The organism is Cytobacillus sp. IB215665, from assembly GCF_033963835.1.
Taxonomy (GTDB): domain Bacteria; phylum Bacillota; class Bacilli; order Bacillales; family SM2101; genus Nanhaiella.
On sequence record NZ_JAXBME010000006.1, the window covers coordinates 1 to 20,284 of the forward strand.

At 32.2% G+C, this 20,284-nt stretch carries 24 protein-coding genes; 14 read left to right on the forward strand and 10 right to left on the reverse strand.

The window, feature by feature from the left end:
* Nucleotides 1-374: 374 nt before the first annotated feature.
* The 7 genes from SLH52_RS09855 to SLH52_RS09885 all read left to right on the forward strand — a co-directional run bounded on the left by SLH52_RS09855 (nucleotide 375) and on the right by SLH52_RS09885 (nucleotide 6,576).
* The gene (locus tag SLH52_RS09855) at nucleotides 375-1,154 is read left to right on the forward strand and encodes an alpha/beta hydrolase (protein WP_320209106.1); all 780 of its coding nucleotides are present in this window, start codon (nucleotides 375-377) and stop codon (nucleotides 1,152-1,154) included.
* 561 nt (nucleotides 1,155-1,715) lie between these two features.
* Nucleotides 1,716-1,997, forward strand: coding sequence for a hypothetical protein (locus tag SLH52_RS09860; protein WP_320209107.1), 282 nt, complete (start codon nucleotides 1,716-1,718; stop codon nucleotides 1,995-1,997).
* Nucleotides 1,998-2,013: 16 nt separating this feature from the next.
* Complete coding sequence (locus SLH52_RS09865) at nucleotides 2,014-3,225, forward strand: hypothetical protein (protein WP_320209108.1); 1,212 nt, start codon at nucleotides 2,014-2,016, stop codon at nucleotides 3,223-3,225.
* Nucleotides 3,226-3,643: 418 nt separating this feature from the next.
* Nucleotides 3,644-3,826, forward strand: a complete 183-nt coding sequence (locus SLH52_RS09870; protein WP_320209109.1) for a hypothetical protein — start codon at nucleotides 3,644-3,646, stop codon at nucleotides 3,824-3,826.
* Between the two features lie 575 nt (nucleotides 3,827-4,401).
* On the forward strand, nucleotides 4,402-5,016 hold the full coding sequence (locus SLH52_RS09875) for a C1q-like domain-containing protein (RefSeq protein ID WP_320209110.1): 615 nt from the start codon (nucleotides 4,402-4,404) through the stop codon (nucleotides 5,014-5,016).
* Nucleotides 5,017-5,236: 220 nt separating this feature from the next.
* Nucleotides 5,237-5,782 carry a hypothetical protein gene (locus tag SLH52_RS09880; protein WP_320209111.1) on the forward strand — a complete coding sequence of 182 codons (546 nt, stop codon included), beginning with the start codon at nucleotides 5,237-5,239 and terminating at the stop codon, nucleotides 5,780-5,782.
* Nucleotides 5,783-6,012: 230 nt separating this feature from the next.
* The gene (locus SLH52_RS09885) at nucleotides 6,013-6,576 is read left to right on the forward strand and encodes a hypothetical protein (RefSeq protein WP_320209112.1); all 564 of its coding nucleotides are present in this window, start codon (nucleotides 6,013-6,015) and stop codon (nucleotides 6,574-6,576) included.
* Nucleotides 6,577-7,645: 1,069 nt separating this feature from the next.
* Here the strand turns inward: SLH52_RS09885 and SLH52_RS09890 are convergent.
* On the reverse strand, nucleotides 7,646-8,101 hold the full coding sequence (locus SLH52_RS09890) for a hypothetical protein (protein WP_320209113.1): 456 nt from the start codon (nucleotides 8,099-8,101) through the stop codon (nucleotides 7,646-7,648).
* A 1,313-nt stretch (nucleotides 8,102-9,414) separates the two neighbouring features.
* Here SLH52_RS09890 and SLH52_RS09895 point away from each other — a divergent pair.
* On the forward strand, nucleotides 9,415-9,621 hold the full coding sequence (locus tag SLH52_RS09895; RefSeq protein WP_320209114.1) for a hypothetical protein: 207 nt from the start codon (nucleotides 9,415-9,417) through the stop codon (nucleotides 9,619-9,621).
* 219 nt (nucleotides 9,622-9,840) lie between these two features.
* Here SLH52_RS09895 and SLH52_RS23365 read toward each other — a convergent pair whose 3' ends face one another.
* Nucleotides 9,841-9,996 carry a YolD-like family protein gene (locus SLH52_RS23365; RefSeq protein WP_413785508.1) on the reverse strand — a complete coding sequence of 52 codons (156 nt, stop codon included), beginning with the start codon at nucleotides 9,994-9,996 and terminating at the stop codon, nucleotides 9,841-9,843.
* A gap of 303 nt (nucleotides 9,997-10,299) precedes the next feature.
* Between SLH52_RS23365 and SLH52_RS09900 the strand changes: the two genes are divergently transcribed.
* On the forward strand, nucleotides 10,300-10,767 hold the full coding sequence (locus tag SLH52_RS09900) for a hypothetical protein (RefSeq protein WP_320209115.1): 468 nt from the start codon (nucleotides 10,300-10,302) through the stop codon (nucleotides 10,765-10,767).
* A gap of 48 nt (nucleotides 10,768-10,815) precedes the next feature.
* Nucleotides 10,816-11,190 (forward strand): DUF3221 domain-containing protein, encoded by a 375-nt coding sequence (locus SLH52_RS09905; protein ID WP_320209116.1) that lies wholly within the window; start codon nucleotides 10,816-10,818, stop codon nucleotides 11,188-11,190.
* A gap of 51 nt (nucleotides 11,191-11,241) precedes the next feature.
* Here the strand turns inward: SLH52_RS09905 and SLH52_RS09910 are convergent, their stop codons facing one another.
* The 7 genes from SLH52_RS09910 to SLH52_RS09940 all read right to left on the reverse strand — a co-directional run bounded on the left by SLH52_RS09910 (nucleotide 11,242) and on the right by SLH52_RS09940 (nucleotide 14,445).
* Nucleotides 11,242-11,403 carry a hypothetical protein gene (locus SLH52_RS09910; RefSeq protein ID WP_320209117.1) on the reverse strand — a complete coding sequence of 54 codons (162 nt, stop codon included), beginning with the start codon at nucleotides 11,401-11,403 and terminating at the stop codon, nucleotides 11,242-11,244.
* 1 nt (nucleotide 11,404) lies between these two features.
* Nucleotides 11,405-12,121 carry an N-acetylmuramoyl-L-alanine amidase family protein gene (locus SLH52_RS09915; protein ID WP_320209118.1) on the reverse strand — a complete coding sequence of 239 codons (717 nt, stop codon included), beginning with the start codon at nucleotides 12,119-12,121 and terminating at the stop codon, nucleotides 11,405-11,407.
* A gap of 155 nt (nucleotides 12,122-12,276) precedes the next feature.
* The gene (locus SLH52_RS09920) at nucleotides 12,277-12,447 is read right to left on the reverse strand and encodes a hypothetical protein (RefSeq protein ID WP_320209119.1); all 171 of its coding nucleotides are present in this window, start codon (nucleotides 12,445-12,447) and stop codon (nucleotides 12,277-12,279) included.
* Nucleotides 12,448-12,456: 9 nt separating this feature from the next.
* Entirely contained in the window at nucleotides 12,457-12,711 is a 255-nt protein-coding gene (locus tag SLH52_RS09925; RefSeq protein WP_320209120.1) for a hypothetical protein, read from the reverse strand.
* A gap of 245 nt (nucleotides 12,712-12,956) precedes the next feature.
* On the reverse strand, nucleotides 12,957-13,244 hold the full coding sequence (locus SLH52_RS09930; protein WP_320209121.1) for a DUF5316 family protein: 288 nt from the start codon (nucleotides 13,242-13,244) through the stop codon (nucleotides 12,957-12,959).
* Between the two features lie 363 nt (nucleotides 13,245-13,607).
* Nucleotides 13,608-13,811 (reverse strand): hypothetical protein, encoded by a 204-nt coding sequence (locus tag SLH52_RS09935; RefSeq protein ID WP_320209122.1) that lies wholly within the window; start codon nucleotides 13,809-13,811, stop codon nucleotides 13,608-13,610.
* Nucleotides 13,812-13,881: 70 nt separating this feature from the next.
* Nucleotides 13,882-14,445, reverse strand: coding sequence for a hypothetical protein (locus SLH52_RS09940; RefSeq protein ID WP_320209123.1), 564 nt, complete (start codon nucleotides 14,443-14,445; stop codon nucleotides 13,882-13,884).
* Nucleotides 14,446-14,796: 351 nt separating this feature from the next.
* On the opposite strand from SLH52_RS09940, the gene SLH52_RS09945 reads away from it, so the two are divergent.
* Complete coding sequence (locus SLH52_RS09945) at nucleotides 14,797-14,994, forward strand: hypothetical protein (protein ID WP_320209124.1); 198 nt, start codon at nucleotides 14,797-14,799, stop codon at nucleotides 14,992-14,994.
* An 819-nt stretch (nucleotides 14,995-15,813) separates the two neighbouring features.
* On the opposite strand, the gene SLH52_RS23370 is transcribed toward SLH52_RS09945, so the two are convergent.
* A complete protein-coding gene (locus SLH52_RS23370) occupies nucleotides 15,814-15,927 on the reverse strand; it encodes a YolD-like family protein (RefSeq protein ID WP_413785509.1) in 114 nt (37 codons plus the stop codon).
* 427 nt (nucleotides 15,928-16,354) lie between these two features.
* Between SLH52_RS23370 and SLH52_RS09950 the strand changes: the two genes are divergently transcribed.
* From SLH52_RS09950 to SLH52_RS09960, 3 genes are all read left to right on the forward strand, one after another.
* Complete coding sequence (locus tag SLH52_RS09950; protein WP_320209125.1) at nucleotides 16,355-17,566, forward strand: serine hydrolase domain-containing protein; 1,212 nt, start codon at nucleotides 16,355-16,357, stop codon at nucleotides 17,564-17,566.
* A gap of 426 nt (nucleotides 17,567-17,992) precedes the next feature.
* Nucleotides 17,993-18,901 (forward strand): DUF4097 family beta strand repeat-containing protein, encoded by a 909-nt coding sequence (locus SLH52_RS09955; protein WP_320209126.1) that lies wholly within the window; start codon nucleotides 17,993-17,995, stop codon nucleotides 18,899-18,901.
* A gap of 418 nt (nucleotides 18,902-19,319) precedes the next feature.
* Nucleotides 19,320-20,066, forward strand: a complete 747-nt coding sequence (locus SLH52_RS09960; protein WP_320209127.1) for a class I SAM-dependent methyltransferase — start codon at nucleotides 19,320-19,322, stop codon at nucleotides 20,064-20,066.
* The last annotated feature ends 218 nt before the right edge of the window (nucleotides 20,067-20,284 follow it).

Sequence of the window (20,284 nt, forward strand, 5' to 3'; positions counted from 1 at the left end):
AAAAGAAGGCCAACCAGATAATATCAATCTGGATGACCTTATAATACGAAATGGCGCCTTTCTTGAAGAATGGCGTCTTTATTTATTGAAAGGGCCATGTTTTTGAATAAGCGAAAGATTAAAGAAACTAGTTATTATGAAAGTATGTTATAACATTTTGGAGTGTAAATTCTTTTAATAAATAGAAAGTTTTTGTATAATTCAAATATTCTTATCTATGTTTTTGGTATTGAGTGATATGCCACATAGTTTTTTAAAGGAGAACAGAGTAATTTTCTTATATATTCAGTGAAAGAGATATAATATGTCTTGTCCGGTAAACACATCTATTCGTATTTATTTAAGAAAGTTAGAAAAGGGGATGGTTGATCATTATGGAATATCCAATATCAATAGAAGTGATAGGGTTAACATTACGAGGTATGGCTCACAAACCATTAGGGGACAGTCAATCAGTATATCCTATTGTTATTCTGTTTCATGGGATTACTGGTTCTAAAATAGATGACAATTTTCTGTTTGTACGATTTTCACGAGAATTGATGAAGCACGGTATAGGAAGCGTTCGATTCGATTTTTCCGGTTCTGGTGAAAGTGATGGAGCCTTTGCAGAGATGACATTTAGTGGTAAGATACTTGAAGGGTTAGAAATTGTAAAAATGGTAAAAAAAATAGATTGGGTAGATCCATCAACAATCATGCTTATGGGACATAGTATGGGTGGTGCTATAGCTACACAAGTGGCAAAAGAAATTCCTGATGAAATACATAAAGTTTGTTTATGGTGTCCAGCTGGGAACATGGTTGGTAAAGCAAAAGCATACTTTGAACAATACCCAAAATTACCAAACGGAAATGTTGATTTAGAAGGACTTGAACTTGGTCTAAGTTTTTATAAGGATCTAAAGAATCGTAATTTATATGATGGGATTACTTCCTATAAGGGACCTTTAATGATTATTCACGGGACAAATGATCAAATTGTTCCACCTGAATATGGACAAAAATATTACGATACCTATCAAGACAATGATGTCAAAATTCATTTTATACAAGGTGCCAACCATGTTTTCTCAAAGTTAAGCTGGCTTGATGAACTATTTAAGCAAAGTACTCATTTTTTAAAAGATGGGTTTAAGAATTACGAGGTTTAAGGAAGACCTTTAAAAACGGCACAATCAGAATAGATGGAGAAGTATGAGTATAACAAAGTTAGTTTTAAACTTTTACATTCACTATGTTTTATTCATGAAGGAATTCGAAAAAACTCGAAAAAACTCGTATATTTCTAGCAGGAATTTATATGATGTATTTTCATTAGGGTTATATTAAATGAAGAGTTCTTCCACAATATGGCGCTCATCTAAAATATAGATAAGCGTCTTATTTATTTTAGGGAGATTCACCGTAATAAGGATAGCATGAATGATAAAAATTTGAAATATTGGTATTGAGTTATAGGGTAGTGATTATAAAGTGAAACAAAAATTTACACACAAACAGGAAATCAAAGAAATTTAGTTGATGCTACTGAACTGACAATCGGAAGCAAAGTTAAAGTATGGATTTATGTTGCACCCGAAAATACACAATTTGTGGTAGCAAGTGAAGTTATTATAATAAGACCATAAGTTTTTAAAGCAACTCGATTTATTGCATGCCTCTTTATGTTTTTCCATTTGATTCTTTTGTGGTCTTATTTAGCAATATGGAAGTTGGGGACTAACGCGACTGCTTCTGAACGAGAAGCAGCTGTAGAATACGGAATAGAACAAGTAGGAGAAGATTATAGAATAAGAACTGATATTTGGTCAGAAGATGAGTGGTACTGCTCAAAGTTGACTAACGCTCAGTGGGACTCAGTTGGATATAATTTGCAATCTTCTAGAGCGTTTCATATTGATGGATTACTTGCAGTTATTCCTTCAGATATTGTAGTAGATGCCAACACTCGTTTAGTAAAAGAGTGGGATACTACACTACCAACAAAATTTTAATTAGATTAGGTGAATTATGAAAAATAAAAGAGCTCTTTTTTTCACTATTATTGTTCTAACAGTTATGAGCTTATTGTTGGTTATTCTTTTAAGTGGTACAGAAAAAAGCAATACCCAAACTAAGCGCAGTGTGATACATGGAATTGAGAATTTTAATCCAAAATCTTTAAAAGGCGATGAAAAAGAATACCTGCTGTTTTATCCAAGAGATAGTAGAAATGGTCAAGATAATACAATTATTAAGCAGGTTACAGAGAATGGCAAAGTGGTTCAGGAATATGAAATTGTTGATGAGAGTTTTCGTAGAATGTATATGCATCAAAAACCAAATAATTTAAATCACCTTTTCATTTCTTTATTTGGTGAAGCTACAATTGATAACTATTATTATACTTATGATATTTATCAACAGCAGTTTAAAAAAGTTGACATCCCGTATTTTAATTATGAAGTTGGAGTAAATCATATTAAACATTATGGTGAAGACGTTCTTTTCGAGACATTAGTGTCTCATCTTACGGGTGATCAAAATTATAATGCTGAGATTAATGGATTCAATGTGTCCATTTCGAACTATTCTAGAAAAAAAAGTTTTGAGACTGAATATGGTCATGCACCTAAATGGAGCCCTCTGTTGAAATTTCAGAATAAAGTTATATATGGGGTTGCTGGTCAGGTAAAACAAGGGGTTTACGAAAATCCAGGCATTGGCTTGATTGACTTAGATGAGGGAATAGTTGATTATGAACAGTTTGATGGTACAGCGAACGAACTATATCCGATATATTCCAATAAAGATCACGCATACATTTTAGGGAATAACGGGAAAATGTTTGTCTATGACAAAAACTTTCGTTATAAAGTAAACGAACCATTTGCCGATATTCCTCCACAAGATATGTATTACATTGAAAGTGAAGGCTCATTGTTGTTGAATGAAAAAGAGGCTCTATACAGTGTTTATAGTGAAGAAAATGGATTTACGTTAGGTATTTTAACTTTTGATACGGATCCAACATTTAAAGTATTAAATAAGAATTATCTTAATCCAAAAAATAATTATGAAATCCTATATCTTGATCCGATTATTGGTAATATCTATTTGCTTGAAGCCGGTGAAAATGAAGAGAACGTACTAATTATTAATGACGATAATTATGAGATTGAAAATAAAATTCCAATCGAGTATAGTCATTTGTTGGACTTTATTGTTGAATTAAAAAAATAAGCACAATTACTGTTATGGGGCTTATTGATTTAAGCCTAAATATATAACCTAATCAAGGAATGTTGGGACTTTATGGTAAGACTTATTAAAAGTAAAGCATCTAATAATAAATGATCCGATTTTTATTAGATGCTTTTCCTGTGTAAATGATTGTATTCTACTTATTCCAAAATATATTATATAATTCTATTAAATATATTTCTGAGAATTTTTGAGCATTTGGGGAAGAATTAGGAATAATGACCACTAAATTTATTATTATTGTATTGTACAAAGCCCTACTAACCTTTTCTAATTTGGATGGGTGTATTTATTACCCCCATATACATGTGGTGCGTTATTATTCGTTATAGTTAGGCTTCTGGCCGAACCCATTTTTGTAACATAGTATATTGCATTAAACTATGGAGGTGAAAAAATGGGTATATTTAGTGATGAAACTTTGTTTATTTTGTTAGTAACTCTACTTTATTCTAAAAAGAGGTATTTCTTATCCCAATTCCTATCTAGAACCGGGTCAGATCTAGCTTCTCAACTTGCAGAAGAGAATATATCAGAAATAGTAGATGATTTAGAGAGATTAGATGAAATGCGTAGATAGAAAATCAGTCGAATAAGTCCATTATTAATGAGAAGTCCTCTAAACGACAGAAAACGGGCAAGCTGTATGGATACTAGTCCATACAGAATATTATTTTGTAAATAGTATACATTAAAATAACATTTTAAGGTTGAAACTTCGATGATTTCATATTTATTTGTGATGACCATGGTAAGTTTTATTTGTATGATAGTAGTATTGATTGAATATGAAACATTAGTCTATGAATTATTTATTAGAGAACCCATTCAAAACGTGCCCTTTTTAACACCTCAACCTTTAGCAGAGCCAGATAGCTTGATTACTGAAGAATTTTTATAACATTGTCATAGGTTTTAATTAAACACAATGATTAGTGAGTCGATTAGTTCCAGTTATTCATAAATGAAAAATTGGAACTATTTTATTTTACATAATCAGGAATCTACTTTGAGGTTTATCATAGTTTAGCTTCCTTTGCCTCTTATTTACATAGACTTCAGTAAATTTTTGTCACGTTATATATGAAAGCCCAACCTTCTATAGAAAATATTTCATATATTAAAGTAAAATAATTATAGAAGGTGAAATTATTAATGGAAGATAAAGATTGTAAATGTAGAGTGGTTCCACCACCACCGAAAGGACCACAGGGGCCACCGGGGAAACCTGGAGGGCAAGGTCCAATGGGTATCCAAGGACCAACAGGATCAACAGGACCAACAGGACCAACAGGACCAACAGGTACCCCAAAGATTGTTAGTTTTCGAGCCGAAAATAACGCCCAACAGGACGTACCTGCTACTGCCATAATCGAATTTCAAAATGAAATTTATGATTGTGTACAACCACCTGGTAATTATAACCCACAAACATCAACATTCACTGCACCATGTGATGGTATTTATCATTTCACTAGCAGTGCACTTGTGCAAGGTAATCAAGGAACGAATATTCAGATTAGCATAGTAAAATTGGAGGTAGGTCCATCTTTGATTGCATGCAACTCATATACGTTTAACGAAGATGGGGAAATGAGCTGTGTAAGCGTAGGTACTTCAATAGACTTACTTACAGGTGAAGGAGTACAGGTTCTACTTCAAGCAACGGGAGCTGTTTCAATTATACAGAATGGTACACCTACTGTTGGTAATAGAGCAACTTGCTTCACTGGAGAGATTGTCAATGATATGTGCATGCCCCTTAATTGAAATTTAAAGAAGCTGGTATAAAACGCCAGCTTCATTGAATGTTAATGTTTATAATATTCAAATCTAGTTTACATAATGAACACGATAGGAACTTTTGGTAATATACACAATTAACATAGACTTCAGTCCATTTTAGTCACATTATATATGTTAGTCCACTCTTCTATAGATAATATTCATAAATATATAGTAAAGACAATTATAGAAGGTGAAAATAATAATGAAAGAAAAAGATTGTAAATGTAGGGTCGTTCCTCCACCACCTCAAGGGCCACAGGGACCTCAAGGGCCACCAGGACCAATGGGAATGCAAGGGCCACCGGGACCAATGGGTATGCAAGGACCACCAGGTCCAGAAGTAATGAAGATTGAATTAGCTGCTCCATCAGTATCAACAGTATTAAGTCCCGATAATTTTGTTGGGCTCGGTACCTCAGGTAATTTCGCACAAAATAATGTAGTCATTGCACAAGATGCAACCATTACAGATTTGATTTTTAGTACCAGGGATAATAGTATAACAATGGGTGAATCTGTAATGTGTCAGATTATTATAGATAGTTTTTGTGGTTCGTCGTTGAGTACTACAGGAATTGTAGCAACGGTAGAAGGTCCAAGTCCAGGGTTGCAAAATTGTTGCGGCACTGCAACGGGTAATTTCTCCGTTTCCCAATGTGACCTATTATCTGTAAGGATCACTGCCACTGATACGGGTCAACCACTAGATAATGGTGTTGCAGCCACCATTCTTTTTACAGTCCCGTAAAAGCACATAAGGTAGGAATAGTCCATCTATTCCTACTTTATGTGTTGTATATCATTGAATACCGTATACAAAACTAGTTTACATAATAGCAACTATAGAAACTTATTTGAAAACACATAATTAACATAGACTTCTACACATTTTAGTCACGTTATATATGTTAGTCCAACCTTCTGTAGGAAATATCCATACATATAAAGTAAAAACAATTATAGAAGGTGAAAATAATAATGAAAGAAAAAGATTGTAAATGTAGAGTTGTCCCACCTCCACCCCAAGGACCACAGGGGCCACCAGGAAAACAGGGACCACAAGGACCACAAGGACCACAGGGACCACAAGGACCAATGGGACTACCAGGTAATCCCTTATCTTATGGTGTTTTACGTGATGATCAAGATCCATTTTCGATAGATAATGGAGATCCTATCATTCCAACAAATGGATATAATATGCCGGGCCCTTTTAATATGACAACTCTTAATCCTTTGAATGGCTCCATAACTGTGCAAAATACCGGAGACTATGAAATTTCATTTACTGTGAATGCAAGAGCCCAAGATGCTGGTGATATTGCTACCCTAGATTTTAGTATTCGGATCACAATAAATGGTATTGAGCAGGATGATACTACGATGAGAGCAGAAGATTCTAATCCTGATAGTTTAGTTCTCTTATTATCAAGGACCACCATTCGAATGTTAAACGCTAATGATGTAATTTCTACCGAACTAAACGCAGGCACATCTGTTCTTTTTTCAGAACCTTCACTGCAAGTAATTCAATTATCTTAGAATAAAGAAGGTTCTTCAGAAGCTGGCGGGTGATAACGTCAGCTTCATTGTATATCAATGAATACAATATTCAATTCTAGTTTACATAATCATAACTATAGGAACCAATACATTTTCATAAACGTTGATATGACAGTGTTCTATTAAAATAAATATTTATTAAATATACATATTTTAATACTTTGTTGAATAATAAAGTTTTTGAAGAGGGGGAATTTAATTATTTCCCGAATTTCTTGCATAAAAAGTTTTTGCAAAAGGAGGTGTTAGTAAACACAAGTTGAGTTGTGTTCTAAAGGCAAAAAAAAAGAACTCAGATTGGATTGTTTGGTGACTGGATAAAATGGTGTTTGCCTACAATTATCACTTTAAGCATTTATTCATGGGGTTAGTTATCAAAGTTGAACAATGGAAAACAAAACATTTATCTTTTCTAAATTGAGGACTGCGCAATTACAGTCCTTATCACATGTCTGAAAAAAAAGCGGGGTCTATGAGCCGTCTGACTATAATAGAAATAACTGCCCACAAATTGCCCACTAGGAATCGATTTTTTTAATTTATTTTGCATGCTGCCTTTTTTAGAAGTATTGATTTATATGTATTATCAACTTCGTATGATACGTTTTTCTGTTAGAAGGCGTGTTCCGCACACATGTTCATCCTTGGGAACGTGACCAATGTATGACTTTATATTAATATTAAAATGTTGATTTAACAACGTTTACATGGGTTAAAACGGTGGGTCAAGTTGTGAGATTCAATTCTCTACTACAATTTGACCCACTTTTGACCCACAAAAACTCCAAAAAAATCGACCCCAATTATTATTATTCTCAGGTGTGAATTCACCAATTTTACAATATGCGCAATGGTAATATTTATGTAGACTAAAGCTTAAGAGTACCGTCGAAAGAAGAAATAATTAAGAAACATAATAGAAAATGTGTTGAATAACCATTATTCTTATTGGATGCATCTACAAATAAGGAAAGCATATTATGTATTACATTGGTCATGGTGACATGGAAACTGCCCTACTATTTGATTAGTAGGGCAGTTCTTGTGTTTATTTATCTTTTTGAAAAGTAGTGACATTTATACATCGGCAATTACTTTCTAATTCTAAGGAAGGGGTTGATCCGACATCTATAAGGGAGAGTTGGTACATATGACAACCTAATCCTGGTTCATCACATACTGTATTATTAGGTGTTAATGTGTAGGGGTTGGATATTTGTTCAAAGACATTGTACCTACATAACGTTGTAGTATTGCCTCCTGATATTCGTTCAACAACATAGTTGACATTAAGGGTGCCACCTGCAACAGCAATCTTTCGTATATCTATCATTGTATCAATTTTAACAACCAAGTCTTTTTTTGTGACCTTTAAAGCTTCTGTTGTTAAGGATATATTCATAAAAGATGTAGATGAACTATTATCCGACAAAGTTATCGTATCAAATTGACAATTGCACATTAGTTCATTGTTGGTCTTCCCTTTACATTGACAATCTGCCATAAGAGTCCATTCCTTTCAGTGATATCTTAAAGTGATTAAAATTGTCTCTTTTATATAGTAAATGTATGATTAATCACCTATGAAACTGGCAACTGTCTACATATTCAATTTATTAGAAAACATAATGATTATTTAGTCCATTAGTAAAGAAATAAGCTCATCTTATTAATGGAGAACAAGAAAATGTTATTCGACAAAATGGTGCTTTTCAGAAATGATACTGAAAAGCGTCTTTCTTTGATTGCTTATTTCACATTCAAATTTTTAGTGCTATAGTATAAAGTTGTGAACAAGTTTTGATTAGAGAAAAACGATTGCTCAAAGTGAGATTTTGAAATAATTGTTATTAAGTTAAATTTTAGAGATATAAAAAACTTTAGAACAGAAAGGGCTTAATAATGGAAAGCACTCCTAAGTATGTATTTAACTTGATTAACTCATTTATCTTAATTATTTTTGCTATTGTGCTCTCTCAGTTCAATTTCAACCTGGTAATTACACTTAGTATCTTTGGTTTGAGTTCTTTTTTCTACTTAATCTGTGGGATATATAATTTGAGAAAGCACAGGAAGCTTACTGATGTAGATTAGTCGTTAATGCCTTTTAAATTTAAGGTTTTTCGATATGAGGCGGGGAAAGTAGTTAATTAGTAAAGTTAATTGTAGAGTCCTTTCTACCTTAACCTATTAAGGAAACACAAGTAATAGTATGGCTATTAGGTTGTTAATGTAACTGAGGAGGAACTAATGTTATTTAAAGAGACTATTATACAATTAAATATGATAATTTCGTTTGGGGTTGGAGCAATTTAATTGTATTATTTCCAATATTAAAAAAAGAGAATCAATATTATGCATGGTTTAGTATGGTGTTGGGTATTATTACTTTTATTGAATATAATTGCTCAAATAAGAAGCTATTCTATATAAGAAACGTAATAGAAATTAAAGTGATTTGAGGAGGGCTAAGGTCTTTTATGCTAATTTGACCTGAACAATGATGTCTAAGAGAAAAGTCTGGTTTTACGCGGCTATTGTGCTTAGTTCAGTAGAATTTGTAATATTATCTTACATTAATGAGCATTTTTATAAAAATATTATTTATTCGCTTGTGTTTTAAATGGTTATTTTTATACAACCTTACATAGTTAATAAATCCTTTGATAGTGAAAGTAAGACTCTACTTTTTAGTTTATTAAATAAGAAGTATAAAAAAGTTATTTATATATCACTATTGTTTTATATTGGGCCATTAATACTTTTTTATTCTATTCTACCTAACCTAACCTAACCTATAAAGCTGCATACAATAAGGTGGAAGCTCTAATACAAACAGAATATGAAAACAGTGTAATTTATTATCCGGATGAAGATGATGTCATGTATGCCATAGGGACTATACACGATTATTACTTTGTAGGGGGCTTTTACTACTTTGATGTAATTAATTTAAAGAATGGAGAACTATATGAATTTATAGTTAATCCTGTTTCTGGGAAAGTAGTAAAACTGAAGAATTGATTGATTTAGGTTTTTCGAAGAGTGAAAATATACTATTACACACAATAATTAGAGAGTCAATTAGTTCCAGTTCTTCAGAAATGAAAAATTGGAACTGCACATATGGTACATCACCATACTATCTAAAATTACGTATACAAAATATAACAAATACATAATATATAATACAGCAAGATATTCACTCCATGAAAAAACAGCCCCGCAAAGCATGTGGGGCTGTTATATTATTTGTACGTTTATTATATCCTCGAATTTTATGCGATGTATTTCCTCAAATTTTTCCACAACTCTTATATGTTTGTTGAGCTGATCTACATAATGAATATGACCCATGCACGGTTTAAAGGCCCCATCTTCAAAATACGTTACAGTCACTTCACTTCTTGTGTAAACTCCATAGCTTCTAAGATCGTACTATTAATTTACTCTATCTCATTCTCATCTAATACAAACCATAAATTTCCAGGGGAAGAAATTGGACAAAAATGGGTGTAGATATTGCTTTTAATGATGCTGGTGATAGATTGGGCAATTGCACTTCTGCTGGTGTAGCAAAAAAAGATGTAAGATACTTTTTATTAACAGCCGGTCATTGTTTAAACGGAGATAAAAGTGGAGTGTATCAATACACTTCACGAGTAGGAACTGACCATACTATCGGACTCTGGGCTGAATTAGATGTTGGTTCGATTCTTCTGGATGCTACAAAACGCACTCCCATGTGGACGGAGAGCCTCTGACTACTTTTATTCGTGGGCAGAAGACGATGATGATTATGATCAAAAGCTTTCAGGGTACAATAGACCTACAACAGGTTATCTACTTTGTAAATCAGGTAATGTAACAAAAGTAACATGCGGATACGTGAAGTACATAGACACCTATGTTTATTACGAATGGGGAAGAGCGAAAGTAACAAGGATAAATAATGATAATCTCAGCTCAGATGATTTTTCTCAAGGAGGAGACAGTGGTTCAATAGTATACGATCCTTACAATTTTTTAATACACGGTATACATTCTGGGGGTGAATTTCCATCCAGAGGAGGTGGAACATATGGACTTTACACTCAAATAATGGACGCAATGGAATTATATGATATCGTCCCTTATACTAATGATACATTAATTCAATTGCCAGAATAATTGAACAATGAATAAGTAACAAGTAAAATGGAATTAGAGGGGTTCTATATGAAATTAATTAGATATGCGATTACTGCTATAGTTTTATCTCTTCTTGTATCATGTTCAGCGACAAATCTAACATTCGAAGGTTACATTGTTGAAAAAAGAGATGGTGAAGTGTTTGAAATCCTTGTAATTAGTAATATTTCTAAAGATGATATTAATGATAAACCAAAGGAAGATCTAATATCAGAAGCACAAGAAAATCAATCAGCTTATTTTGCTATTGATAAAGATGAATATAATGAGCTAACTGTTGGTCAAAAGGTTAAGGTTTGGCATGAAAGAGTAGCTGCTGAAACAAAGCCCCCAAAAGTAGGAGCAACAAAAGTAGAAATATTAGAAGAATCAGAACAAGAGAAGAATGTAGATAATGAGTGATAAGGGAGAGGAATTTTACGATAAAGCAGCTTTTACCGTAAGGATTTTAATTTAAATCATCGCATAAACTGTAATCTCAGCATATTCCAACACACTATTAAACTTCTCTGTGTGGTTATTATTTTTTATGTATGTTAATACAAATGGAACAAGTAACCCAACGATCAAATACAGAGTACCTTGAATTATCTCAACCCAGTTAATCGCATCCATATTACTTCTCCTCCTTTTTATCTAGCGCTCTGGACAATACAACGGTGTTTAGCCACAACAGTTCAGAAACTGTTAACTCTTTCTTCCTAGCTTTTTCAGCCCACTTAGGGTAGAGCCATCCTTTTTCATTTAAAGTTTCCAACGCATCTCCTAATACACCAGTTTTATAGTCATCTAGATTCAATGTATCTTCATCTCCTTTTATATTTGTGTTTGCTTTTCTCTTTAAACTATCTAACTCTTTTTGTACCTCACCAACAAATCCATACCAGCCAGTCCATTTACCATTGTCGTACATTAACCTATGGCATACCTTTGAACTCCAGTCAAAGTGCCTTTTCATTCTACCTACGCCCCAATTAAGTTCATGAAGTAATTTTGCACATAATTCGATAGTATTCCTTAATGTCTTCTGATAATTGACAGACTCACCGATTTCAATACTTATTGATTTTCGATTTCCTTTACCATCGCCAGCATTCCATGAGCTTTCATTTAAATGGAGGCATTCAACAACATCATGTTCATCTACGGCATGGTGATAAGAGGCTGTGCGCTTGTTGCTTGGATTTGTCAGCCACCCTCTTTCATCTTTAACACTCGATTCTGGATTTCCTGTATTATGTAATGTCAAGTATTCGGGTGTCATAGGGTAAGCAGGTCTACGGTTATATTGTGTATTCTTAGGAATATGATTTACAATATAGTTATAAGGCATAATTAAATTCTCCCTTCATCATCGTAATTTTGATAAGTCTCATCATTTTGTTCTTGTAATGCTAATGACTCACTCCTGGGCTTCCGTATTTCTTGAGTAATTTTCACATCAAAGATACCTGTCGTAACTCCAATCATTACAGGTGTGACTATATCTTATAATTCAAGGTACATTACATCTAACTTCTTATTTATCAAAAGGATTAATAATCCAATTGAAACAAAAAGAAAAAAGACTCCAACTGAAATTATCAGTAAAAAGTCTTTTTGTGATAGGCCATCTTTATCACTTACAAACGGACGATATTTTCTTGGAGGTAAATTCATAACATCACCTCAACCTTCGTATGAACTCCAATTTCCATTAAGATCCTGACCATAGATATTAATACGATTTTGACCTTCTTGATAAAGTTCTGTCCAATCAACTTCAGCAGTTATTACCGTGCCTGCTGTTGTACCACCGCCATTATCGGCTACTTGGCCTGTATCATGAGATGTTCCAAGTACATTCACAGTCCATGCTTGTACATCTTCGCTAAATGAAAAAATAACAACACTCTTGGGGGCTGATGTGTGATAGGGGCTCATTGTTTTCTATTACTTTACCTCCATAGGCAAGGGGTATAAAGTAAAGTAGACATCTAATAATAAAAGAAGGTTCCACTTCTTCATTTTTGATAAATTGAAACTAATAAACTCATTATGGAGTGCAAATATTTCAGTTAGGGTATCATAATTATTAGGGGAGGTTATAATAAAGAAAAAGGCGCTCTTCTAAAAGAAGAAAAGCAAGTAGCAATTGAAATAAAACTTATGGAAAATAAACTGAATTTTTAAAGATAGTATACTATAATTCCAACTGCGAGAGGTGGTAATGAAGTAATCATTAAATTCTTTGTCCATTTTAATCGCCATTTTTTATCTTCTTTATCTTCGCTATTTAGATTTGCTCTCATTCTGTCACCACTTACACCGAATCCCGATATAATTATTCCAAGCAGAATAAGAATTGCGCTACACAAAAATAAATAAATATGAACGTATTGCAAATTATCATAGATATATGATGATATAAAAATTATTAATATGAATATGATACCTGTAAAAAATGATTTACCCATAAATCACATTCCTTCCTTAATAGCTGCTACAAAAAATGAGCCACTCTAATTAATAGTGTGGCTCATTACTAGGAAATTAATTAGATTATTAAAAGGTCAAAAATATAGAAACAATTAAACTTGGTGATATTGCTAATCTTCAACTGAAATAAGTTCAATAATCTCAGTTTCTTCCTCCCAATTAATATATACTTGTATAGTTTTTTCACTAATACTTGAATAGCAATTAGTGCAGTCATGAGAAGTAGTATAAATATTATTTTCTAAAACAGCGTTACGCGAAACAGTATGACCTAACTTTTCAATCGAGTAGGAGAATTTATTTAAATTATTTGTAGATCCAATGTATTTAAATGTGAGCCTCTATTGGTTGCTCTGATTATTTTTGATTACAGTATAATCTATTTTCCAATTTTCGCTTTCTCCATAGAATTTAACAGTTTTGCCACCTGTATCAAGTTCAATTGTATTAAGTTTATCTGTATCGTGTTCTCCTTGAAAGTATAGAAATGAAAACGATATAAGAGATATTACCAATAACATAAAAATAAACTTAATTTTCTGCATTTTTTCTCCTTTAAAAATTTAAGAAGTACAAGTATAGTCCATTATTTCGACACTAAATTATTTCTAATTATTAGCGTCCATCTGGAAAGTCCATGAAGTGTTGGATTTGTGTATTGTTGCTTCCTGCTACCCCAACACCTTGACCAGGTGCACCATCAATAACTACTGGAAGCCTAGAAGATGGCGGATATACTTTCCAGTAACTCACAGTAAAATCTTTGGCTTGAGAAGAAATATAACCTATTCCATCATGCCATCCTTTTTGTCCCATTGTAACCTGCATATTGGATAACCAGTAACTATCGTCATGAATTTCCCAACCACCATTTGCTGATTCAAGTCTATACATATTACCGAGAGGATCGTAAGTAATGTTAATATAGATTCTACTATAGCCTAAAACACCAATAGTAGAATCCCATTGTTGGAATCTTTTATCTCCGTCTGCTACCTTGAAAACATTATTACTGTTATCATTTTGAGTATTTACAGAGAGGTTGGTGATATTTAAATTATTTTCATTGTCAATCGAACTAGATTTTTCTTCAGATATTTCTGCAAAATTTGTAACAGCATAAGTTTCTATTTTTGTACCATCAGCTTTTTCTGCAACTTTCTGGATTAGGTAAATCATCGGATTCTAAGTAAATAAAATCTAATAGTCCTCATTCTTCAATAGTACCTTTGAATTGAGAGATAGTTCTAATATTTTTTAGCAAACTTTGGATAGGAGCACTAAACTTATTAAATGATTTGTGCTAACCATTCGACATCACGGCATTGTGTACTTTTTAATAGTAAGAAATTTGCCTTTCTTGTTAACTTGGAATTATATATCCAGTTATGATAATCTTCCTAAATCTATTAGTGATTACACAAAGTATTAAATACAAATATATACATAATAATCCAAATATTTCTTGACTTCGACATACACTTTTAATAATATGTAAATATATTAAATATTTGGAGGTATTATAATATTATGAAAATTAAAAAGATGGTTTTATCAGGATTATTAGGTGTTGCATTAGTTGTAGCTGGATCAACTTCATCAGCTTTTGCTAACGGTACTAGTCACTATGATGATACTAACACTGGTGCTGGTGGCTCAGGTGGTAGTACAAGTGGTGGTACTACTGGTGGCGGTGGCACTCACCCTTACAAAGAAACTACTAACTAAAACTTAAGATACAAAAGACTGTGGCAGTATTGCTATAGTCTTTTTTACATTCTAGTAGGAATATAAGATTTCTTGTTGAAATGGGATCTATTCAGCAAGCCCATACTACACCCAACATACCATGGTCATTACAAATAAATAGGTATTCAAATGACTTCACATCCTTAAAAGGTTATTAAAGTACACACTATAAATTTTGAGTATTGCTTGGACTAGCAACTATGCAACTTGCTCATTTTCTGTAATTTAAGGGATTTGCCTAATAATATAATTATTGCACTTAATGATTATTGAGGATTAAGCAGGAGTCTAAATTTTATAATTTCTCAGATTATCTAATGAAAAATAATTTTAAAAAATATGTATTTTATGGTAATAATGAAGATGCAGAAATTCCAAGCAGTTTACCGAACAAATCTCTAGAATTATACAGATCATATCCCAAAACAAAGACTTTTGAGTTTAGAAAATCTGGACATATGATTATGGATGATGAACCAGAGAAATTTATAGATACCCTTGTAAATATTTTGGAAGAATTTATTCTAATTTACCAAAGAAGATATATACAATACCAGCTAATAGACACTCAATTCTTCTTCCGAAATGGCTCAAATCTGAAATACAGATAAGTGTAACTTATTATTTTTGGACAATTAATGAGTCGATTAGTTCCAACTCTTTCGAAATGGAACTGCACATATGGTACATCACCATACTATCTAAAATTACGTATACAAAATATAACAAATACATAATATATAATACAGCAAGATATTCACTCCATGAAAAAACAGCCCCGCAAAGCATGTGGGGCTGTTATATTATTTGTACGTTTATTATATCCTCGAATTTTATGCGATGTATTTCCTCAAATTTTTCCACAACTCTTATATGTTTGTTGAGCTGATCTACATAATGAATATGACCCATACACGGTTTGAAAACGATACAGGGGGTGGGATTTAAAAAATTCTAAACGACACAATGGATATGGTGGTTTATAAAATGAAACTTTTTGGTCCTTTTGCCAATAAGGATTATGAAACAAGTTATATGAGACATTGAGAAGTCATATTTTACTCAATAAATAACATATCTCAATATATTAGACATTAAAAAGAAACTGTTATTCAATAAAATGGAGCTATATTGAAGAAGTAACGGGAACGTCCAAATCGGACCCATATTTTATACCCTAAAAACAACAATTGAAATTTTACAAAGATTTCTTTATTTTGAAAAAAATCCATGATATAATTTGATTGATTAATCAATCAATCAATCAATAAATATACCTAGAATTATATCTAATCTAATTAATTCATGTATCATCAAAAAAGTACAAGGAGAGATTAGTGTGAAAAAAAGTTTGTTTATTTTGTTGATTAGTTTTTTACTTATAATAAGTGCGTGTTCTACAGAGAACTCTACAAAAAAAGGGAATGAATTATCAGGAAAATCAGACATTATTGATGAATCAACAATAGAAAATACTACATCAGACCTAGATATAATTCAAGGTTCGAACAACATAGATTTATATAGCAAATTGGACAATGCTATGACTCACTTCGAAAAATACCATGATTTTTCAGGGGCTGTTTATGTAGGTATAGAAGGTAAAGAAATTTACTCTAGAGCGTTAGGTATGGCTAACCATGTTCAAGGAACCACAAATACACTTGATACCAAATTCATTATGGCATCTTTGACTAAACAATTTACAGCAGCAGCAATATTATTATTAGAGGAAAGAGGATTGCTGGAGCTTGATGATCAAATTACAAATTATTTACATGGACCTACCCAATGGGAAGGGATTACGATTCATCATCTATTATCAATGTCATCTGGAATTGTAAATGATAATCATCCTAAATTTACTGAAAATTTCGAAAAAACTTTTGGGTCTAATATTCCTTTTCCATTGCCAACCATAGAAGAAGCAGTTGCTCTATTTAATGATATTCCTCTTAACTTTAAGCCTGGTGAAAAATATGAATATAGTAATTCAAATTATTTATTATTAGGGATGATAATAGAACAAATCTCTGGGGATAAATATGAGTCCTTTTTAGGAAAAAATATTTTTAAACCTTTAGGTATGTTAAATTCGGGTTATAGTGTTGACTGGGACGTTCAAGATAATAAAGCTATTGGGTATGACAAAATAAGATCTGAAAATGATCTTTATCCTATCCAATATGATTATTTCTTGACTCATTCTGCGGGAGGTTTGTATACAACTATAAATGATTTAGTGACATGGGATAGAGCATTATATTCTGAAAAATTATTTAAAAAAGAGACAATAGCTAAGATGTATGCTCCTCATACTAAGATTTCTTCTAACTCCAGCTATTTTGGATTTGAATATGGGTACGGGTGGTTTACAAAAGGAAATATAGTTGAACACGATGGATATATTTATGGATATAGAACAAATATTTATCGTGAGCTTGATTCTGAATTTGTCATTATTATCTTAAGTAATAATGAATCTATAGGATGGAGTAATATCAATAATTTTACGAATATCTTAAATAAGATTGTGAAAGGTGAATGGTAATGATTAATACGAGAAGAGGGCAAGGGACTTTGTATCAGAAAGTGAAGAGAGGCTGGAAATGTTAAGAGAACAGTTATCTTATTTAATATGATTATTTCCTACAGGACTCTGCAAGGGGAGTGTATACATCTATAAATGATTTAGTGACATTGGATAGAGCATTATATTCTGAAAAATAAAAAAGAAACAATAGATTAGATGTATACTCCGTATGCTGAGATTAAACTTCTCATTCCGAATCTAGATCAAGATATAAATATGTATATGGGTGGTTTACAAAAGGAAATAAGTGGAACACTCAGGAAATGCACCAGGATGTGTATAGAATATTTATCATGATCTTGAATCAGAGCTTATCATTATTCTCTTAAGCAATGGAATTATTCAAAGAAAGAGTTGATAAGAAATAACTGGAGGAGATAAAACATGAAAAAGGTGTTGGTTGGATTACTTGTTGTGTTACTTATAGGGGTAATTAGTATTGCTGTTGTAATAAATGCAACAGATGATATTATATCTAATACTGTAGGTTCACATGAAAAAAAAGTAGTTAAAAATGAAGAGATCAAAAAAATAGAAAGTAGCTTTATATCTAATACTGTAGATTTACATGAAAAAAAAGTAGTTAATAATGAAGAGATCAATAAATTAGAAATTGACTTCACATCAACTGATATTGAGCTTCAGCCTTCTGACGATGATAGGTTTATCATTGAGCTGAATGGTAAAGTTAGTGAAAAGCTGAAAGATAAGTTTAAACTAGACGTAGAAGAACAAAATGATGTGTTAAAGGTAGAATTTCAAAACCAAAATACGATTTCTAATATTGGTGTATCTATAGTGGATATTACTGTTTCAGTATCTTTACCTATAAAGATATATGAATCAATAACAGTAAATACTGCATCAGGAAATATTAAAACGAAAGACGTGCAAGCCGATAAAGTTTCTACATCAACAGCATCGGGTAATATTACAGTAGATGATCAGGAAGCAATTACTTCATCGTTTGAAGTAGCATCTGGTAACATGTATTTAACAAATGTAGTAGGTAATGTTACTGCACATAGTTCATCTGGGAATATTACTTTACACAATGAGGAATCTTCTGGTAATATATCTGCTAATGCTTCAAGTGGAAATATAAATATTGAATACATAAAAGCCCCGTCCTCACTTTATATAAATTTTAAAGCTACTTCAGGTAATGGGTCAGTTAAATTAGATGGTGTCAGCTATGAAGAAAAATCTAATGACCGAATTATCGGTACCATTGGGTCTGGCGATCATGAATTAATTGTAGATATTATATCTGGTAATTTCAAACTACGTTAAATGGGATGACGAGCCGACAATTGTTTTAATAAAACATCTGACCTTTCGAGTGACCTGTTTATTGTACCTCACAGAGTGCTATACTCAAATATGATCTTTACCACCTTTAAAATTCTTCACTAATAGTCCTGTACAATTTCCAATAAAGATCTTCCGTAATCTGACGCAAGAATGTAGTTAAGGATATCCCCATTACCTTAATTATAAAATTTATTAAAAATCGGTAACCAGATAACTGGCTGACCTTATAATACGATATGGCGCTAATCTGTAATAATAGTTAGCGTCTTTATCATTTTAGGGCCATTTAATTGTATAAGACTTAATAAAAAACTGTATATTTATAGGTAGCTTTTGCAGGAAAATGACGACTTATAAAGAATATATGTTCCTATGATTATTAAGGAGGTTTAAGGAAATGGATGTTGAGTCTCTTACTATAAATAAGCAAAGTTGGGATGAAATAGCACATCGTTTTTTTGGTCGAAATCCCCTTCCCGAATATGGGCCACTGGCACCTAGTGAGGAAGAATTAAATTTATTTGGAGATGTTACAAATTTAAAGGTATTAGAAATTGGTTGTGGTAGTGGGCATTCTTTACAATATATGGACCAAAAGAATGCTGGTGAATTATGGGGGTTGGATCTGTCAAATAAACAGGTTGATGCAGCAAAAATATTATTAAGAAATTGCAACTCACCAGTAAAGTTATTTGAATCTCCTATGGAGGATAATCCTGGTTTACCGACTAATTATTTTGACGTTGTTTTTTCTATATACGCACTAGGATGGACCACTAATCTAGATAAAACTTTAACAAATGTTAATAAATATCTAAAGCAAGGTGGGATATTTATCTTTAGTTGGGAACATCCAATTTATAACCGTGTTGATAATATAAACGGTACCCTAACTTTTAATAAATCCTATCATGAGGAAGGTTCTTATTATCATGAAGCCTGGACTCATCCTGCAATCATGCAACAATATAGAATGAGTACATATATCAATACATTGATCAACAATGGATTTAAAATTGAAAGAGTGGTTGAGGATGTTTGTTTGTCCGATGAAGATATCCAAAGGCACTCAAATAGATGGTATTCTTATGAAAAAGCAAAAGCACTTCCTACAGCTGTTATTATCAAAAGTACAAAGTTGTAGTTTGAGATATTTTAAGGGAGATTCTTCATATTTCGTTTCCTTTTCTTCAACTATAGGGTAGTTTTCTTGAAGACTGTTATTACTTTCTATTAAGATTATTATGATTCGAATCTTCAGCAATCTGGCGCATATCTGAAATATAGATATGTGCCATTATTCATTTTAGGGCTAGATTGTGGAATAACAAGTTTTTTTGATTTAGGTCTATAATCGATAAA

Bases quoted from the DNA above. Each gene is read 5' to 3' on its own strand.
- SLH52_RS09955 (WP_320209126.1), top strand. From the start codon at position 17,993: ATGAAAAAGGTGTTGGTTGGATTACTTGTTGTGTTACTTATAGGGGTA.
- SLH52_RS09885 (WP_320209112.1), top strand. From the start codon at position 6,013: ATGAAAGAAAAAGATTGTAAATGTAGAGTTGTCCCACCTCCACCCCAA.
- SLH52_RS09880 (WP_320209111.1), top strand. From the start codon at position 5,237: ATGAAAGAAAAAGATTGTAAATGTAGGGTCGTTCCTCCACCACCTCAA.
- SLH52_RS09865 (WP_320209108.1), top strand. From the start codon at position 2,014: ATGAAAAATAAAAGAGCTCTTTTTTTCACTATTATTGTTCTAACAGTT.
- SLH52_RS09890 (WP_320209113.1), bottom strand. From the start codon at position 8,101: ATGGCAGATTGTCAATGTAAAGGGAAGACCAACAATGAACTAATGTGC.
- SLH52_RS09875 (WP_320209110.1), top strand. From the start codon at position 4,402: ATGGAAGATAAAGATTGTAAATGTAGAGTGGTTCCACCACCACCGAAA.
- SLH52_RS23370 (WP_413785509.1), bottom strand. From the start codon at position 15,927: ATGGGTCATATTCATTATGTAGATCAGCTCAACAAACATATAAGAGTT.
- SLH52_RS09930 (WP_320209121.1), bottom strand. From the start codon at position 13,244: ATGGGTAAATCATTTTTTACAGGTATCATATTCATATTAATAATTTTT.
- SLH52_RS09925 (WP_320209120.1), bottom strand. From the start codon at position 12,711: ATGAGCCCCTATCACACATCAGCCCCCAAGAGTGTTGTTATTTTTTCA.
- SLH52_RS09900 (WP_320209115.1), top strand. From the start codon at position 10,300: ATGTTGGTTCGATTCTTCTGGATGCTACAAAACGCACTCCCATGTGGA.
- SLH52_RS09870 (WP_320209109.1), top strand. From the start codon at position 3,644: ATGGGTATATTTAGTGATGAAACTTTGTTTATTTTGTTAGTAACTCTA.
- SLH52_RS09910 (WP_320209117.1), bottom strand. From the start codon at position 11,403: ATGGATGCGATTAACTGGGTTGAGATAATTCAAGGTACTCTGTATTTG.
- SLH52_RS09920 (WP_320209119.1), bottom strand. From the start codon at position 12,447: ATGAATTTACCTCCAAGAAAATATCGTCCGTTTGTAAGTGATAAAGAT.
- SLH52_RS09960 (WP_320209127.1), top strand. From the start codon at position 19,320: ATGGATGTTGAGTCTCTTACTATAAATAAGCAAAGTTGGGATGAAATA.
- SLH52_RS09855 (WP_320209106.1), top strand. From the start codon at position 375: ATGGAATATCCAATATCAATAGAAGTGATAGGGTTAACATTACGAGGT.
- SLH52_RS09935 (WP_320209122.1), bottom strand. From the start codon at position 13,811: ATGCAGAAAATTAAGTTTATTTTTATGTTATTGGTAATATCTCTTATA.
- SLH52_RS09940 (WP_320209123.1), bottom strand. From the start codon at position 14,445: ATGATTTACCTAATCCAGAAAGTTGCAGAAAAAGCTGATGGTACAAAA.
- SLH52_RS09945 (WP_320209124.1), top strand. From the start codon at position 14,797: ATGAAAATTAAAAAGATGGTTTTATCAGGATTATTAGGTGTTGCATTA.
- SLH52_RS09915 (WP_320209118.1), bottom strand. From the start codon at position 12,121: ATGCCTTATAACTATATTGTAAATCATATTCCTAAGAATACACAATAT.
- SLH52_RS09905 (WP_320209116.1), top strand. From the start codon at position 10,816: ATGAAATTAATTAGATATGCGATTACTGCTATAGTTTTATCTCTTCTT.